This window comes from Fontisubflavum oceani (genome assembly GCF_030407165.1).
Taxonomy (GTDB): Bacteria; Pseudomonadota; Alphaproteobacteria; order Rhodobacterales; family Rhodobacteraceae; genus Rhodophyticola; species Rhodophyticola oceani.
Genome location: NZ_CP129111.1, coordinates 2,295,682 through 2,312,018, shown reverse-complemented (window position 1 = coordinate 2,312,018; position 16,337 = coordinate 2,295,682). Strand labels below are relative to the sequence as shown.

The window sequence follows — 16,337 nt, the reverse complement described above, 5'->3', positions numbered from 1 at the left end:
AGTATCACAAAGCGATTGCCCTGCCTCGGTGTTTTGTGAAGGTTTTGTGAAGTTTTCTCTGGTTCGATCTAGATCAAATCAGACGTTACGCGTTTCGAGCAGGCTCGGGGTTAGCATTTAACCTCAGGAGCGCCAAGATGTTTGACATAACCGACGCCCCCACGACCGTAAGCCATCCAGCGGGCCGCAATACGCCGCCCTTCATGGAGATACGGGATCTGAACCTCTGGTATGAGGAAAAACAGGCCCTGACCGATGTGAATTTCGACCTCTACGAGACCGAAGCCCTGGCCTTTATCGGCCCTTCTGGCTGCGGTAAATCCACCGCGCTGAAATGCTTGAACCGGATGCATGACGACACCCGCGGCGTGCGGGTCGAGGGATCATTGACCCTCGAAGGCGACGATATCTACGCGCCCGAGGTCGACCCGCCGCTGCTGCGCCGCCGTTTTGGTTGGGTGGCGCAGAAGCCGAACCCATTCCCCTCTTCGATCTTCAACAATGTCGCTTATGGCGCGCGGCTGCACGGGCTGATGCGCAACCGGGCGGAGTTGGAAGCGCATGTGGAGACCTGCCTGCAACGGGCGCATCTCTGGGATGAAGTCAAAGATGACCTGCACCGGAAAGCGGGCACCGATCTGTCCGGAGGGCAGCAGCAGCGGCTCTGCATCGCCCGGGCGCTTTCAACGCAGCCCGATGTGCTGTTGATGGATGAACCGACCGGCTCCATCGACCCGATTGCCACGGCGAAAGTCGAAGAGCTGGTGATGGAGCTGAAACAGAGCAAATCCATCGTCATCATCACCCATTCGATGATGCAGGCCCGCCGTGTGGCCGACCGGGTCGCCTATTTCCACCTGGGCCGACTGGTCGAAATCGGGCCCAATGACAAGATGTTCACGGGTGCCGAAACCGCCGAAGCGCGGTCGTTCATCGAGGGCAAGTTCGGCTAGGAAACCAGCTCCCGCTGCCCCTCTGGGTCGGCGGGCGCCAAGGCGGCGGAGGCACCGCCGCCTTCCAATACCAAGCGCGCCGCTTGCGCGGCCGCGTCGCGGAACGGGTGCAGCACCAGATCGGCCCCGGCCTGCCGCATTTCATTGCCCATTTCGGTGCTATGAACCGCCACGGCCACGCGCCCGCCAAAGCCAAGCTCGCGCAGCGCCAAAACCAGCGCGCGCCGCGGATCGTCATGGGTGATCCCGGTGTCATGTTCCGGCACCGCAGAGACCGCCCAGGCCACATCGGTCAGCGGCAGATGCGCCAGAAACTCCGGGTCCGTCGCGTCGCCATACATCACATCCATGCCTTGCGACCGCGCATAGCGGACGGCAGCCGGGTTGAAATCCACGCCCAAGACCCGCCAGCCTTGAGTGCTCAACTCCTGCGAGATTGCCATGCCATAACGCCCAAGACCGAAGACGATCACGTCATGAGCCTGCGCCGGGGCCGCGCCGTCATCCTCAAGCCGACCGGCGTTTTTGTGTTCAAACACTCCCAAGAGCGGCTCAACCCGATCATAAAGCTGGTGCGAATAGGTGATCATATAGGTCGAGGCGGCGATGGTGATCAGCCCCACCAATGTCACCAAACCAAGCGCCTCCTCAGTCACATGGCCGATGGACAGCCCCATCGCCATGAAGATTAGCGAAAACTCCGAGATCTGCGCCACGGTCAAACCGGCGAGAAACCCGGTGCGCTTGCGATAGCCCATCGCCCCCATAATCGCCAACACGATCAACGGGTTGCCGATCAAGACAAAGGCCGAGAAGATCAGCGCGGCAAAGACGCTTGCCCCCAGCACGGAGAGGTCGAGCGAGGCACCAAGCGCGATGAAGAAGAACAGCAGCAGGAAGTCCCGCAAGCTGGCCAGCCGCGCCGCAATCGCCTCCCGAAACGGGGTGGAGGCGAGCGAGACACCGGCCAAGAGCCCGCCGAGTTCCTTGCCGAAGCCCAGGTAATGGCCAAGTGCGGCCAGCAACGCCGCCCAGCCAATCGCAAAGGAAACCAGCAGTTCAGGGGAGCGGGACAGGCGCTCCACCAGCGGATCGGCCAGATAGCGGATGAACAGCCCCACCGCGACCAGCATCAGCGCGCCATAGCCGAAGACCGCCAAGACCTCGGTCCAAGCCCCGTCCTGCCCGGCCCCAACCCCCACAGCGGACAGAATGATCATCGCCATCACGACGACCAAATCCTGCACGATCAAGAAGCCAAGCGCGATCCGACCATGAAGCGAGCCAAGCTCCCGCTTATCGGTCAGGAGTTTCACGATGATAATGGTCGAGGAGAAGGTCAGCGCGATCGCGATATAGAGGCTGATCAGCCAGCCAAACCCAAGAGCCAGACCGATCAGGAAGCCGAAAACCGTGGTGAACGCCACCTGCCCCAGCCCGGTCAAAAGCGCCACAGGGCCAAGCGTTCGGACCATGTTCAGGTCGAGCTTCAACCCGACCAGGAACAGCAAAACCGCGATGCCCAACTCGGCCAGAAGGTCGATCTGAATATCCGAACGCGCGATATCGAGCACTGACGGTCCAGCCAGAATACCAACCGCGATGAAGCTCACGATCAGAGGCTGGCGCAGCATCAGCCCGATGAAGCCAACCGAAGCGGCCAGCACCAAAAGCGCGGCGATTTCATAGAAGATGTAGCTGCTGATTGCGTCGGTCATCCGTTGCATGCCTCCGGCGGTGTTGCGTCGGTGGCCAAACCGGAACGGACATCCGGGCCTGCCAATATGAGAGCTAAGTATCTCGCCGCGTCAGTCAACCCGCGGCGGTCGATTTGGCCGTCAGATCAACCCTTGTTCAGCAAAGAGCGTTTTCAGCGGGCGTTGCGGGCGCGGGCCGATATGGCGGATCACCTCGGCGGCCGCCGCAACCCCCATCCGGCCCGCCAGTTCCAGCTCCTGGCCCGTCGCTAGGCCATAGAGGAAGCCCGCCGCGAATTGATCCCCGGCCCCGGTGGCATCGACGGGGGTGATCTTCTCAACTGGCACTTCGACCTGTTCGTCGTTCCGGCGCAAGATCACCGGGTCGCCAGAGCGGGTGCAGACCAGCGTCGGGCAGACCATCGCCGCCTCGCGCAGCGCCACATCAAGATCGTGGGTTTCATAGAGCGAGAGCCATTCGGCCTCATTGCCGATCACGAAATCCATCTCGTCTTCGATGAGTTGCCGGAAACTGTCCCGGTGCCGGTCAACGCAGAACGGATCGGAAAGCGTGATGCCCGCCTGCCCACCCGCAGCCCGGCAGGCCGCTGCCGCCGCGAGGAAAGCGGATTTGCCTTTATCCTTGTCGAAGAGATAACCCTCCAGGAACAAAAGCCGCGCGGCCCCCATAACGCTCGGGTCGACATCTTCTTCAGAAAGCTCCGAGGACACGCCGAGATAGGTGTTCATCGACCGCTCGCCATCAGGCGAGACAAAGATCATCGAACGTGAGGTCGGCAAATGCTCGCCATCGACCGGGGGGTTCGGGAAATCGGTCCCTTCGACCACCATCCGCTCGGCATAGAACTTGCCCAATGCGTCATCTTTCACCCGGCCCACAAAGGCGGTGCTCAGCCCCAGGGTGCCCAGCCCGGCCAAGGTGTTGGCGACCGAGCCACCCGGCGTCTGTACCCGGTCAGACATCGCGGCATAGAGCACCTCGGCGCGCTCGCGCTCGATCAGCTGCATGATGCCTTTGGTGATCCCCATATTGTCGAGAAAGCTGTCATCGCCATGAGAGATCACGTCGACAACCGCGTTGCCGATGCCGACGACATCATAGGTCTTGGTCATTCTGTTTTGTCCTCGAATTGGCAGAGATCGCGAATGATACACGCGCCGCATTTGGGTTTGCGCGCGACGCAGATATAGCGCCCATGCAGGATCATCCAATGATGGGCATGGTGTTGGAACTCCACCGGGATATGGTCTTCGATGGCGCGTTCGACCGCATCGACATCTTTGCCCAGCGCAATGCCGGAGCGGTTGCCGAGGCGGAAGATATGGGTGTCGACCGCTTGCGAGGGATGCCCCCACCACATGTTCAAAACCACATTGGCCGTTTTGCGCCCGACGCCGGGCAGCGATTGCAGCGCGGCGCGGCTCGATGGCACCTCGCCGCCATATTCCTCGACCAAGATCCGGCTGAGCTTGATAACGTTCTTGGCCTTGTTGCGATAAAGCCCGATGGTCTTGATATGCCCGATCAGCGCCTCTTCGCCCAGATCGAGCATTTTCTGCGGCGTATCGGCAATCTCGAACAGCGCTGCGGTGGCCTTGTTCACGCCCGCATCAGTCGCCTGCGCGCTCAGCGCGACAGCCACAACCAGCGTATAGGCATTCACATGATGCAACTCGCCCTTCGGCTCGGCCTCGGAGGCCTGAAACCGGGTAAAAATCTCATGCAGCGTGTGATAATCGAGCTGTTTGGCCATGTTGGCCACCGTATGGCGCGGCGGCTCTTGCGGGGCAAGCCCTGAATAGCAGCGGAAACCGGATGGCGCGATCCCGGCGCGCTGCATCACGTCGACAAGAAGGCCAAAGCCGGTCGGCAGGCGCTCGCTTTCAAGCAAGAACCGGGTCGCGAAAGCCAGGGCGCCGCCCCTATCTTTGGATCAAAGATGGAGCGTAAGATGACCCATATGACCGAGATCACCCGAGAAACCGCCGATACCGCCTATCATTTCAATGTGGTGCGCCGCGCAATCGACATCATCGATGCCGCTCCGCCCCCGGGCCGTCGCTGGAAGAGCTGGCCGCAGCGCTGCAAATGAGCCCGGCGCATCTCCAGCGGGTGTTTTCCCGATGGGTTGGCGTGTCGCCTAAGCGGTATCAGCAATATCTGACGCTGGATCACGCGAAACGCCTTTTGGCGGAGCGATTCACCGTGCTCGATACCGTGGCCGAGACGGGCCTCTCCGGTGGCGGGCGATTGCACGATCTGTTCCTCCGGTGGGAAGCGATGAGCCCCGGCGACTATGCGCGCGGTGGCGCGGGTCTGACGATCCGCTATGGCTGGTTCGACAGCCCGTTTGGAGAGGCCCTTGCCATGGGCACCGAGCGTGGGCTGTGCGGCATGGCGTTTGCCTCGGAAACCGGGCGCGAGGCAACATTTGCCGATATGCGCGCGCGCTGGCCCAAAGCCATTTATCTGGAAGATCCCGCAGCGCTGGCCGCTTGGGTGGCTGCGGCGTTCGGCCAAACCGGCGAGGCGCGGCTGCATCTGATCGGCGCCCCGTTTCAGATCAAGGTTTGGGAGGCGCTGCTCGCGATCCCTTCGGGCCAGGTCACCACTTATTCCGAGATCGCGCAGGCCATCGGCAACCCGAAAGCGGTGCGGGCCGTGGGCACGGCGGTTGGCAGAAACCCGGTCAGTTGGCTGATCCCGTGCCACCGGGCGCTGCGGAAATCCGGCGCTTTGGCGGGCTATCACTGGGGTCTGCCAGTGAAACGAGCGATGCTGGCCTGGGAAAGCGCGGAGGCGGATGCGCGGGAAAGCGCTTGATCTCGCGCTGCACGAAACCGGCGGGTTTCCGCCCGCGAAAATCGCGGATGTTATTGACTATCAAAGCCCTGCTATAAGACAAAATCAGAAGGTTCGGGCACAACCGGGCCGTTGTATTTTTGGAAGATAAGGGCAGCAGCATGACACTCCGTAAAACCGGCATCGCCGTAACCATGACCGCCACATTGGGCCTGGCCGCTTGCGTGCCGCAAGGCGAACCCATGGGAGAACGCACACAGACCGGCCTGATCGCCGGCGCGCTTGGTGGGGCCGTGCTTGGCGCCGCGGTGGATGACGATGATCGGGGCGCGGCGCGCTGCTCGGGGCGGCAGCCGGTGCGCTTGCTGGCGGGACAATCGGGCAGATCTTGGATCGGCAGGCCCGTGACCTGCGCTCATCGATGGCCAATGATCAGATCTTGATCAACAATACCGGCGAAGAGCTGATTGTGACGATGCCCGAAGGGATTTTGTTCGCCGTAGACAGCGCCGCGATCCGTGCCGGGCTGCAACAGGATATACGCGCCTTGGCCCGCAACTTGCAGCAATATCCCAACAGCACGGTGGACGTGATCGGCCATACCGACAACACCGGATCGGCCTCTTATAACCAAGATCTGTCGGCCCGCCGGGCCAGCGCCGTGGCCGGGGTGATTTTGGAAGAGGGCGTCAATCCAGGCCGCATCCGCAGCTACGGCCGTGGCGAGAATGAGCCGGTTGCAAGCAACCTCACGCCTGAGGGTCGTCAGCTGAATCGCCGGGTCGAGATCGTTATTCGCCCGACCCGCTGATCGGTCCGGCCTGTTATCCAATTGAGCGCCTCTGGCGCATTGGCTTGACCTCACCTTGGCCCCTGCGGGGGCCAAGGCTCAGGCGGGCGCGCACCCATGCGGTTGCGATCTCTTCCCTGGACAATCCGCCCTGTCCGGTCATATGTTTTGACCAATTGGGAGGGAGGAACCCCAAAGATGCCATTTCAGCGGATCGAAGCGGAGAAGCTATCGCATTCGGTTGTGCGCCAGATTGAGCAACTGATTTTACGCGGAATTTTGCGACCGGGCGAGCGCCTGCCCTCGGAACGCGAGCTTAGCGAACGGCTCGGCGTGTCGCGCCCGTCGCTGCGAGAAGCGGTTGCGGAGTTGCAGAACCGGGGCCTCTTGGCCACCCGAGCCGGTGCCGGGATCTATGTCGCAAATGTTCTGGGCAGCGCCTTTTCCGACGCCCTGATCCGGCTGTTTTCAGCACATGACGAGGCGGTGTTCGACTATGTCTCGTTTCGGCGTGATCTGGAGGGTCTGGCCGCGTCCCGCGCTGCGATTCATGGCTCGGACACTGATCTGAAGGTGATCGACACGATCTATCACAAGATGGAAGCGGCACATTCAAAGCGGAACCCCTCAGACGAAGCCGAGTTGGATGCGGAGTTTCACCTTGCGATCATCGAAGCCAGCCATAACGTGATTATGCTGCATATGATGCGGTCGATGTTCGACCTGTTGCGCGAAGGCGTATTTTACAACCGTCAGGTGATGTTCAAGCAACGCACCACCCGCGATGCGCTTCTGGACCAGCACCGGGCAATCAATGACGCGATCCAGGCCCGTGACGCCGAAGCCGCTCGCGATGCGATCACCGCGCATATGGATTATGTCGAGGAAGACCTCAGCAATCAGCAGAAAGCTGATCGCAACGAGGAGATCGCCCGCCGCCGCTATGAACATGAACAGGCGCGCTGATCCGGCCTAGTCGAAATAGAAATCACTCGCGCCCAGGAGACCTAAACCGTCATCCTGCAGGACGTTGAAAAACCAATCCGTTGCGCCATCGCCATCGGAATCCACCTGCACCTGCGTCGCCATCCCACCGAGGATCGACTGCACCCGGAAAGCCATCTGGCCGTCGCCGCTAAACGCCGCCTCTCCGATGAAGATCAGATCATCGGCCAAAGCAGCGGAGAAGGCGATCCGATCACCTTCGGTGCGGTCGTAATCGGTGATCTCGCCACGCAGCCCGGTGGACAGCACGGGGTCGAAGGCAAACAAGAACACATCGGCTCCGCTCCCGCCGGTCATCTCGACAAACGCGGCCTCAGCATCCGCAACCAGCCCATCATCGCCCGTATTGCCAAAGAGCCGGTCATAACTGCCCGCGCCGCTATAGAGATAATCGTTGCCCGCAGCCCCGACCAAGGCGTCATCGCCCGCGCCGCCGTAAAGGCTGTTGCTGTGTTTGTCGCCGAGGATCACATCATCCGCCCCTGACCCGACGATGACCTCGAAACCGGAAAAATCAGTCGCATTCAGCGTGACGGTCTGCCCCTTGGATGACACCACCTGCTCCGCTCGTCCGGTCAGCATATCGATGGTCCAACCATGGGCGCTGTTTTCGCTGAAATCGAGGATATCGCGGACCCCAGTGCCGCCATCGGCAATGTCAAAACCCAACCCTGTGAACACCCGATCATTGCCAGCACCGCCCAGCATAATGTCATCTCCGGCCCCGCCGCCGATCACATCAGCCCCGCCATTGCCTGACAAAGCATCGTTGCCCGCTCCGCCCGACAGCCAATTGGCGGAGTGATCGCCAATCAAGACATCGGCATGGGCAGACCCCGTCAGCCCCTCGATACTGATCAGCGTATCGCCCGCCGCGTCGCCATATTGGGCGGTTCCGGTCAACAACGAGACATGGACGCCCACGCCCGATCCGTCATAGGCGGCGATATCGATGCCTTGGCCGCCGTTCAGAAAGTCCGCGCCCGCGCCGCCGTTGAGGATGTCACCACCATCGCCGCCAACAAGAATATCGGCATCCGCACCGCCAAACATCCAATCATTGCCCGACCCGCCATGCAGTTCATCTCGGCCATCGCCCCCGTCGAGAGTGTCATTGCCCTCATCGCCATAGAGCACGTCGCGCCCACGCCCGCCAAAGGCTTGGTCGTCGCCGCGACCACCGCGGATCGTGTCATGGCCGCGCCCGCCATTCATCCAATCATTGCCATTGCCGCCAAAGATGTAATCGCTGCCTTTGCGGCCATGGATCACATCGGCGCTGTCATAGCCGTAAATCCAATCGGCACCGTCGGTGCCATAGAGCCAGTCCAACCCGTCCGTGCCTGTGATGATCATGGTCAAACCCTCCAGATGTCCCGATGTCTCGTGAGTGTCTGGAGGGGCGGTCTGGGTTCAAAAACAGACCCCGGCCAGATGACCGGGATCTCAGGTCACCACCTTGGGCACGGCTTAGTCCGCAGCGCCGCCTGCGAAACTATTGCCGTTTTGCCAGTCGCAGGGCGCGTCGCGCATTTCCAGATGCAGCCGGTCGCCGGTATAAGGATTGGCGGCGGCCACATCGTCATTCAACTCAATCCCCAAGCCCGGCGCGGTGGGCGCCTCGACAAAGCCGTTTTCGACCTTGGGCCGCCCCGACACCAGCGCCTCATGGAATGGCGTCTCGATCGCCTCCACCATCAGAAGGTTCGGGCAACTCACGCCGAAATGCACATTCGCGGCCCATTCCACCGGCCCGGCATAAAGATGCGGCGCCATCTGCGCGTTATAGACCTCGGCCATCGCGGCGATCTTCTTCACTTCCCAGAGCCCGCCCGCCCGGCCAAGCGCCGGTTGCAATATCCGCGCTGCGCCTTGGCGCAGAACCGGAGCGAATTCGGCCTTGGTGCAGAGCCGCTCGCCGGTTGCCACCGGAATCGATGTGGCGCGCGCCACGTCGGCCATCGCGGCGGCATTGTCGGGCGGCACGGGTTCCTCATACCAAAGCGGATCATAGGGCTCGATGGCCTTGGCCAAGCGGATCGCACCGGCAGTCGAAAACTGCCCATGAGTGCCAAAGAGCAGATCGGCCCGATCCCCCACCGCCTCGCGGATCTGCGCGCAATGGGCCACCGACTGCGCAATATCGAGGCGCGCGGGCATATGCCCGCCCCGCATCGTGTAAGGCCCGGCGGGGTCAAACTTCACCGCCGTCCACCCCTGATCTGCCAAAGCGTCTGCCGCTTCTGCGGCCAGATCGGGGCGAGTCCAGAACGCATCGGCATCCTGATGCGCCATCGGGTAGAGATAGGAATAGGCGCGGAGCCGGTCATTCATCTTGCCACCCAGAAGCGCCCAAACCGGCCGCTCCCGCGCTTTGCCCAGGATGTCCCAACACGCCATCTCTAGCCCCGAAAACGCGCCGATCACCGTTGGATCAGGGCGCTGCGTGAACCCGCTGGAATAGGCGCGGCGGAACATCTTTTCGATATCCTCGGGGTTCTCGCCCGCCATATGTCGGCCAAACACATCCGCGATCACCACTCGCATCGCCTCCGGGCCAACGCCAGCGGCATAGACCTCGCCCAACCCGGTGATGCCGCAGGCCGTCGTCACGCGAACGATCATCCAATAGCGCCCACCCCAACCCGGCGGCGGCGGGGCCGTGACAAAGACCTCAAGATCGGCAAGTTTCATCGGTGCATCCTTCGCTTGAGGCCATCATGGAAAATCAGATCACGTTTCGCAGAATGGGTCCAGACGACCTGGCCACGCTTCTCGCTGTGCCCGACGGATTGTTCGACAACCCGATTGATGCCGAGCAAGCGGCGGCGTTTTTGGCCAGCCCGTTGCATGAGCTCGTGCTCGCCTTCGATGGTGATCTGGTGGTCGGCATGGCGAGCGGCACGGTCTTGCTCCACCCCGACAAAGCGCCCGCGATGTTCGTCAATGAGGTCGGCACGCGAGACAGCCATCTGCGCCAAGGCATTGCCAAGGCCGCAACCGAGCGGCTGTTCGAAATCGCCCGGGCACGCGGGTGCCAAGGCATCTGGCTCGGCACCGAAGCGGACAACGCCCCCGCCTTGGGCCTCTATCGCGCGATGGGTGGAGAGGAACTTCAAGGGGTCTATTTCGGATGGGATAACGGGCTCGGGACCGACTAGAACATGATCACATTGCGGCGCGCCTTGCCCGCTTTGGTGTCGGCAATCGCCTCGTTGATCTGCTCCAGAGACCAACGCCCGGTCACCAACTCATCAAGCTTCAACCGCCCCTGGCCATAAAGCTCCACCATCCAGGGGATGTCGCGCTTCAGCACCACTTCGCCCATCAATGAGCCGCGCATCCCCTGCCCCGTGGCGGCAATGATCACCGGTTCATAGGTCGAGGTGTCGCCCGAATGCGGCATGCCCACTGCATATACTGTGCCCTTCGGCGCCAGCAGCCTCAGCGCCACGTCATAAGCCGGGATCGCGCCAACCGAGACGAGCACGTGATCCGCACCGCGCCCGCCAGTTAGCGCGCGGATCGCCTTCCACGGCTTTGGCTCGCTGGCCAAAACGCCATCGGTCGCGCCGAAAGCTTTCGCATCTTCGAGCTTCGACGGCTCCAAATCCATCGCGATGATCTTCGCGGCACCGGCGATATAGGCTCCCTGGATCGCGTTCAGACCGACCCCGCCCGCGCCGATCACCACCACATTGTCCCCGGGCCGAATGCCCGCCGTGTTCACCGCCGCGCCCACGCCTGTCGGCACACCGCAGGCCAAGAGGCAGGCTGCCTCGGGCGCCAAATCTCCCACCGGCGCGATTTGGCTTTGATCCACCACGACCTTCTCGGCAAAGGCGGCGCATTTCAGGCCCTTCTGCAACACCGTCCCGTCCGCCGCCGTCAGGGTCGGCGGGATCGGCTCGGCGCTGCTGCAAAACACCGCGTCGCCGCTGGCGCAATCGACACAAGCGCCGCAAGACCGGATCAGCGTCACGATCACCCGCGCGCCCTCCTCCACGCCGCTCACCCCAGGGCCGGTCACCGTGACAATCCCGGCCGCCTCATGGCCATAGACAGCGGGCAGCACCCCGCCCCAACCGCCGTCGATATAGGAGATGTCGGAATGGCAGATCGCCACCGCCTCAAGCGTCACCTCGACCTCTCCGGCCTCCGGCGCACGCAAGGATACCTCTTCGATTTTCAGTGGTTCGCCAAAGGCATGGCAGATTGCCGCTTTGATTTTGGTCAAGACTGTCTCTCCATGGTTTCCGGCCAGACTGCGGGGCTTTGCGCCCGCTGCAAGCCCAATCGCGGCATGACTGGCTCATTTGCGGCGCTTGCAGCTTTGCGGGAACTGTCGGAGAAAGACGGGAACGGAGGGCGTGATGAACTGCATTCAACTGGGCGATATCCACTTGCACTACCGCGAAGACGGCGACCCGAAGGGCCGCCCTGTGGTCTTCGCCAACTCGCTTGGGACGGATTTCCGCCTCTGGGATGATGTGATCGCCCGCCTGCCGCAAAACCTGCGGATCATTCGATATGACAAACGCGGCCATGGCCTCTCCGCCTGCCCGCCCGCGCCCTATACGATGGGCACACTTGTCCGCGATGCGGAGCAGTTGCTTGATGCGCTCAAGGTCCGCGATTGCGTCTTTGTCGGGCTCTCGATCGGCGGAATGATCGCCCAGGGTCTCGCCGCCAAACGACTGGACCAGATCCGCGCCGTGGTCCTGTCCAACACCGCGCCCAAGATCGGCACCCGCGAGATTTGGCAGGACCGGATCGCCATGGTCGAAACCGAAGGGCTGACCGCGATGTCGGACGCGATCATGGAGCGCTGGTTCGCCAAACCCTTCCGCGAAAGCACCGCGATGTTGCCGTGGAAACGGATGGTCGAGACGACGCCCGCCCATGGTTATGCGGGCTGCTCCGCCGCAATTGCGGGCACGGATTTCTATACAACCACCGCGGCGCTGCGTCTGCCCGCCTTGGCGATTGCAGGGGATCACGATGGCTCCACCCCGCCCGATCTGATCCGTGAAATGGCGGAACTGATCCCTGGCGCGCGGTTTGTATTGATCCGAGGCACCGGCCATTTGCCCTGCGTCGAGAAACCCGAGGCCTATGCCGCTCTTCTGATCGAGTTCCTCCGCGAGATCGGCCATCTTGAGGGCGCGGCATGAGCGTCTCCCCTTCGACAGCGCGCTGTATCGCGATCTCTTCTGCGACCGTGACACCGCGAAATTGTTCACCGACAGCGCGGAGATTAGGGCGATGCTCTTGGTCGAAGGGGCGCTGGCGAAAGCCCAAGGCGGGCTCGGGATTATCCCGGCAGAGGCGGGCAACGCAATTCATCGCGCAGCGCTAGAAGCGCAGATCGACCCCGGCGCGTTGGCAGGAGCCACGGGTGAGAATGGTGTCTCTGTGCCGGCGCTGGTGACGGCATTCCGCGCCGAGATTGGCGACCCAGAGGCGGCGCATTACGTCCATTGGGGCACCACCTCTCAGGATATCATCGATACGGCGCTGATCCTTCGGCTGCGTCAGGCCCTTCTGCGGATCGAGACAGGAATATCTAAGTTTTGCAATCTATTGGCGGAACATTCTCAAGTACATGCCCAAACCCCAATGGCAGGCCGCACCTATGGGCAACACGCCACACCCACCAGTTTTGGTGCCGTGACCGCCAATTGGGGACAGCCCTTTTTGACGCATTTGGACCGGTTGGAGGGCTTGCGCCCGCGCCTTCTAACCGTCTCCCTCTCGGGCGCCGCAGGGACCGGCGCGGCGCTTGGACCTGATCTGCCCGAACTGACCCGCGCTCTGGCCGACGCGCTTGGGCTGCAAACGGGCCCCGCCCCCTGGCACAGCAAGCGAGATCAGATCGCGGAACTGGCGAGCTGGCTGACACTGGTGACGGGTTCTTGTGGCAAGCTCGGCGAAGATCTTCTGCGCCTGACACAAACCGAGATCGCCGAGATCGATCTGGGCGCAGCGGGTGCCTCTTCGACCATGCCGCAGAAACAAAACCCGGTTGGGCCGTCCGTGCTGGTCGCTTTGGCCCATCACACCGCCGCGCTGAATGGCGCGATGCAAGGCGCGATGCTGCATCCCCATCAACGGGACGGCGCGGCTTGGTTCACCGAATGGTTGAGCCTGCCCGCGATGATCATGGGCGCGGCCAAAGCCGTGCATCTCGCCGCTGATCTTGCCGAAACGATGCTGCCGAACCCGGACCGAATGGCGGCGAATATGGAGGGGCGATTGGGATTGATCCACGCCGAAGCATTGAGTTTTGCCTTAGCGACCAAAATGCCGAGGCCGGACGCACAGCGTAAAATCAAAGAGTTCTGCGCCGAAGCTCAAGCAAAAGGCACACCTTTGCCCGTCCTCTTTGCAGCAGCTTTCCCCGAGATCGATACGCACGCGGCAACCGCCTCTCTCGGACAGGCCCCCGAGATCGCCCGGGCCTTCGCCCTAGCGGTCACTGCTCAAGCCGCGGCCAAAACCTCGGCATAAAGACTGGCATCCACATTGCCCCCAGACGCCGTGGCGATCACCGTATCGCCCTCTAGCGCGTCCCCGTGATAAAGCGCCGCCGCCAGAGCCACCGCCCCGCCCGGTTCCACGACCAGCTTCAAGCGGGTCGCGGCCTCGCGCATCGCCGCGCGCACCTCGTCATCGCTGACCACCAATCCGGGGCCGCAACGCGCCGCCATGATCGGAAAGGTGATCTGCCCCGGCGAGGGTGTCAGGATCGCATCGCACAGACCGGCTTCGGGGCCGTTATTCGTCTCGATCCCGCCCGAGGCCAAAGACCGCGCGGTATCGTCAAACCCTTCCGGCTCCGCCGGGCGAACCCGCATCTCAGGCGCATGCGCTTCAAGCGCGAGGGAAATGCCCGCGGTCAGGCCGCCGCCACCGCAACAGGTGAGAACTTCGGCCTGGGTCACGCCCAGTTCCGCCGCTTGGGCGGCAATCTCCAACCCGCAGGTGCCCTGCCCGGCAATCACCAAAGGCTCATCATAGGGCCGGATCAGGGTCAGCCCGCGCTCGGCCTGAAGGCGGGCGCCAATCTCCTCGCGTTTCTCGCGACCTGCGCGATCATAAAGCACAACTTCGGCGCCAAGCGCGCGGGTATTGGCGATCTTCAGCGCTGGCGCGTCTTCCGGCATGATGATCGTCGCGGGCACCCCGTGAAGCCGTGCCGCAAGCGCCACACCCTGTGCATGATTGCCGGAGGAAAATGCCAAAACGCCTGCCGCGCGGGCCTCCGGCGTCATCCCTGACAGCGCCGACCACGCACCACGAAACTTGAAGCTGCCAGTGTGTTGTAAGCATTCCGCTTTGACAAACACCCGCCGCCCGGCGATCTCATCCAGAAAGGGCGACGACAGCAGTGGCGTGCGTCTGACATGGCCGCGAGCACGTTGAGCTGCCGCCTCGATCATCTTGATATCACTCATGAAAGACCGTCCAAAAAATCAGAGAGAAGGGTGATACATCCCGGCTCATCCAGAAACGGCACATGGCCGCGATCCGGGATTTCGGCATAGAGCATATCGGGGCGGCGGCGGCGCATCTCACCCGCCGTTTCCACAGAAAGAAGATTGGAGTTTGCCCCGCGGATCAATCCGAGCGACAGCCCCTCAAGCGCATCGAAAAGCGGCCAAAGGTCCGGCGCGGGCTGGCTTGTGTCAAAGGCCGGGGCCACAGCCTCGCGCAGCCGCGCATCATAGCGCAGATGCAGCCGCCCATCCTCCTCCCGCCACAGGCGCCGCGCGAAATCGGCCCATGTCGCGTCCGGCACATTCTGAAAATCCGGCGCATAGGCGGCGGGTAGCGCGGTGGCGGCCTCCGCCAAACTGCGATAGGCGGGCGGGCGACCGATATAGGTCATGATCTGGTCCAACCCGCTCGGATCGATCACCGGTCCCACATCGTTCAACACCGCCCCCAACAGCCGGGCTTTCGCCGTCGCCGCCAGCATCATCGCGACAAGGCCACCCCGCGAGGTGCCCAGGATCGCGACCTTCTCCAACCCCAGGTGGTCGAGAAGCGCCAGCACATCTTGCGCCTCCTGCGGCACTGAATAACTCATCGGATCGGGCGCGTAATCGGATGCGCCCCGCCCCCGGAAATCCATTCGTATGATCCGCGCACGATCCGAAAAACGATCCAGAACAGGTTCAAAATCTTCCATATTCCGGGTCAGCCCCGGCAGGCACAGAAGTGGCACGCCCTGGCCTTGATCGTCATAGGCTAGGTTTAACCCATCAGACGACGGCGCATAGCTGATCATCCGCGTGCCAATCCCGCCATCTCGGGCACGCTGGTGAGGTCTTCGACCACTTGACCCGGCTGGCCTGGCAATCGATCCATCGGCTCGCCCGCCCGGTTCACCCAGAGAACCTGGAACCCATAAGACGCCGCCGAGGCCGCATCCCACCCGTTGGACGACACAAACAACACCTCGTTTTTCGGTACGTCGAAATGGCGCCCCACCAATCCGTAGACCCGCGCGTCGGGTTTGAAGATCCCTTCATCTTCGACGCTCAACACCGCATCAAGCACGGGGCCGATCCCGGCGCTGTCGACCGCGCCCTCAAGCATTCGGGGCGAGCCATTCGACAGAATCGCGGTCTGCAACCCGCCGGCCTTTAGAGTCGCCAGCATTTCGGGCACTTCGGGATAGGCTGGAAGGGTCCAATACAGCCCCAAAAGCCGATCACGCAGCGCGGGGTTGGCTTGATCCGTCACATCCAGCGCCCAATCGAGCGCGTCTTGGGTGACCTGCCAAAAATCAACATGATCGCGGGTGATCGCCCGAATCCACGAATATTGCAGTTGTTTGTTTCGCCAGTGGCTCGACACTTGCTGCCAAACTGCAGCAAATCCTTCGAGCCCGTCTTCTTCCGCCAAGTTACGCGCCGCAGCGTTCACATCAAACAAAGTACCATAAGCATCGAAAACGCAGGTAGAAATCGGCATTCACGCGCCCTCCCCGTTTCGTCGGGCGCATGGTGACACAGCCGGTGCCATCCCACAATTCGCAAGATGAGTCTTTACCGGGTTCA

16 protein-coding genes and 1 pseudogene are annotated in these 16,337 nt (G+C 62.3%); 8 read left to right on the top strand and 9 right to left on the bottom strand.

Annotation, left to right across the window (positions count from 1 at the left end; genetic code table 11):
• Positions 1–146: 146 nt before the first annotated feature.
• Complete coding sequence (locus QTA57_RS11820) at positions 147–953, top strand: phosphate ABC transporter ATP-binding protein (protein WP_407933521.1); 807 nt, start codon at positions 147–149, stop codon at positions 951–953.
• Here QTA57_RS11820 and QTA57_RS11815 read toward each other — a convergent pair.
• From QTA57_RS11815 to nth, 3 genes are all read right to left on the bottom strand, one after another.
• Positions 950–2,671 carry a cation:proton antiporter gene (locus tag QTA57_RS11815; RefSeq protein ID WP_290151615.1) on the bottom strand — a complete coding sequence of 574 codons (1,722 nt, stop codon included), beginning with the start codon at positions 2,669–2,671 and terminating at the stop codon, positions 950–952. The two genes, QTA57_RS11820 and QTA57_RS11815, sit on opposite strands and share 4 nt — an antisense overlap.
• A 120-nt stretch (positions 2,672–2,791) precedes the next feature.
• Complete coding sequence (locus QTA57_RS11810) at positions 2,792–3,784, bottom strand: adenosine kinase (protein WP_145208193.1); 993 nt, start codon at positions 3,782–3,784, stop codon at positions 2,792–2,794.
• Entirely contained in the window at positions 3,781–4,425 is a 645-nt protein-coding gene (gene nth / locus QTA57_RS11805; protein WP_290154885.1) for an endonuclease III, read from the bottom strand. Before nth ends, QTA57_RS11810 begins: the two co-directional genes overlap by 4 nt.
• Positions 4,426–4,632: 207 nt before the next feature.
• Between nth and QTA57_RS11800 the strand changes: the two are divergent.
• From QTA57_RS11800 to QTA57_RS11785, 4 genes and pseudogenes are all read left to right on the top strand, one after another.
• A pseudogene (locus tag QTA57_RS11800) lies at positions 4,633–5,495 on the top strand (methylated-DNA--[protein]-cysteine S-methyltransferase).
• Between the two features lie 140 nt (positions 5,496–5,635).
• Positions 5,636–5,917 carry a hypothetical protein gene (locus QTA57_RS11795; RefSeq protein ID WP_290151614.1) on the top strand — a complete coding sequence of 94 codons (282 nt, stop codon included), beginning with the start codon at positions 5,636–5,638 and terminating at the stop codon, positions 5,915–5,917.
• Complete coding sequence (locus tag QTA57_RS11790; protein WP_290151613.1) at positions 5,896–6,285, top strand: OmpA family protein; 390 nt, start codon at positions 5,896–5,898, stop codon at positions 6,283–6,285. The genes QTA57_RS11795 and QTA57_RS11790 overlap by 22 nt, the downstream gene beginning before the upstream one ends.
• Positions 6,286–6,462: 177 nt before the next feature.
• A complete protein-coding gene (locus QTA57_RS11785) occupies positions 6,463–7,230 on the top strand; it encodes a FadR/GntR family transcriptional regulator (protein WP_145208185.1) in 768 nt (255 codons plus the stop codon).
• Positions 7,231–7,236: 6 nt separating this feature from the next.
• Here QTA57_RS11785 and QTA57_RS11780 read toward each other — a convergent pair whose 3' ends face one another.
• Together QTA57_RS11780 and QTA57_RS11775 are read right to left on the bottom strand one after the other, a co-directional pair.
• A complete protein-coding gene (locus tag QTA57_RS11780) occupies positions 7,237–8,625 on the bottom strand; it encodes a calcium-binding protein (RefSeq protein ID WP_290151611.1) in 1,389 nt (462 codons plus the stop codon).
• A 114-nt stretch (positions 8,626–8,739) separates the two neighbouring features.
• Positions 8,740–9,963 (bottom strand): mandelate racemase/muconate lactonizing enzyme family protein, encoded by a 1,224-nt coding sequence (locus QTA57_RS11775; RefSeq protein ID WP_290151610.1) that lies wholly within the window; start codon positions 9,961–9,963, stop codon positions 8,740–8,742.
• Between the two features lie 26 nt (positions 9,964–9,989).
• On the opposite strand from QTA57_RS11775, the gene QTA57_RS11770 reads away from it, so the two are divergent.
• Complete coding sequence (locus QTA57_RS11770) at positions 9,990–10,430, top strand: GNAT family N-acetyltransferase (RefSeq protein ID WP_290151608.1); 441 nt, start codon at positions 9,990–9,992, stop codon at positions 10,428–10,430.
• Here QTA57_RS11770 and QTA57_RS11765 read toward each other — a convergent pair.
• A complete protein-coding gene (locus QTA57_RS11765; RefSeq protein WP_290151607.1) occupies positions 10,427–11,506 on the bottom strand; it encodes a zinc-binding dehydrogenase in 1,080 nt (359 codons plus the stop codon). The two genes, QTA57_RS11770 and QTA57_RS11765, sit on opposite strands and share 4 nt — an antisense overlap.
• A 136-nt stretch (positions 11,507–11,642) precedes the next feature.
• Between QTA57_RS11765 and pcaD the strand changes: the two genes are divergently transcribed.
• Both pcaD and QTA57_RS11755 read left to right on the top strand, forming a co-directional pair.
• A complete protein-coding gene (pcaD, locus tag QTA57_RS11760) occupies positions 11,643–12,443 on the top strand; it encodes a 3-oxoadipate enol-lactonase (RefSeq protein ID WP_290151604.1) in 801 nt (266 codons plus the stop codon).
• A complete protein-coding gene (locus tag QTA57_RS11755) occupies positions 12,427–13,779 on the top strand; it encodes a class-II fumarase/aspartase family protein (RefSeq protein WP_290151603.1) in 1,353 nt (450 codons plus the stop codon). Before pcaD ends, QTA57_RS11755 begins: the two co-directional genes overlap by 17 nt.
• Here the strand turns inward: QTA57_RS11755 and QTA57_RS11750 are convergent.
• The 3 genes from QTA57_RS11750 to QTA57_RS11740 are packed head-to-tail and all read right to left on the bottom strand — an operon-like array spanning position 13,752 to position 16,251.
• A complete protein-coding gene (locus tag QTA57_RS11750; RefSeq protein WP_290151602.1) occupies positions 13,752–14,726 on the bottom strand; it encodes a threonine ammonia-lyase in 975 nt (324 codons plus the stop codon). The two genes, QTA57_RS11755 and QTA57_RS11750, sit on opposite strands and share 28 nt — an antisense overlap.
• Complete coding sequence (locus tag QTA57_RS11745; RefSeq protein WP_290151601.1) at positions 14,723–15,562, bottom strand: alpha/beta fold hydrolase; 840 nt, start codon at positions 15,560–15,562, stop codon at positions 14,723–14,725. The genes QTA57_RS11750 and QTA57_RS11745 overlap by 4 nt, the downstream gene beginning before the upstream one ends.
• Positions 15,559–16,251 carry a haloacid dehalogenase type II gene (locus QTA57_RS11740; protein ID WP_290151599.1) on the bottom strand — a complete coding sequence of 231 codons (693 nt, stop codon included), beginning with the start codon at positions 16,249–16,251 and terminating at the stop codon, positions 15,559–15,561. Before QTA57_RS11740 ends, QTA57_RS11745 begins: the two co-directional genes overlap by 4 nt.
• Between the last annotated feature and the right edge of the window lie 86 nt (positions 16,252–16,337).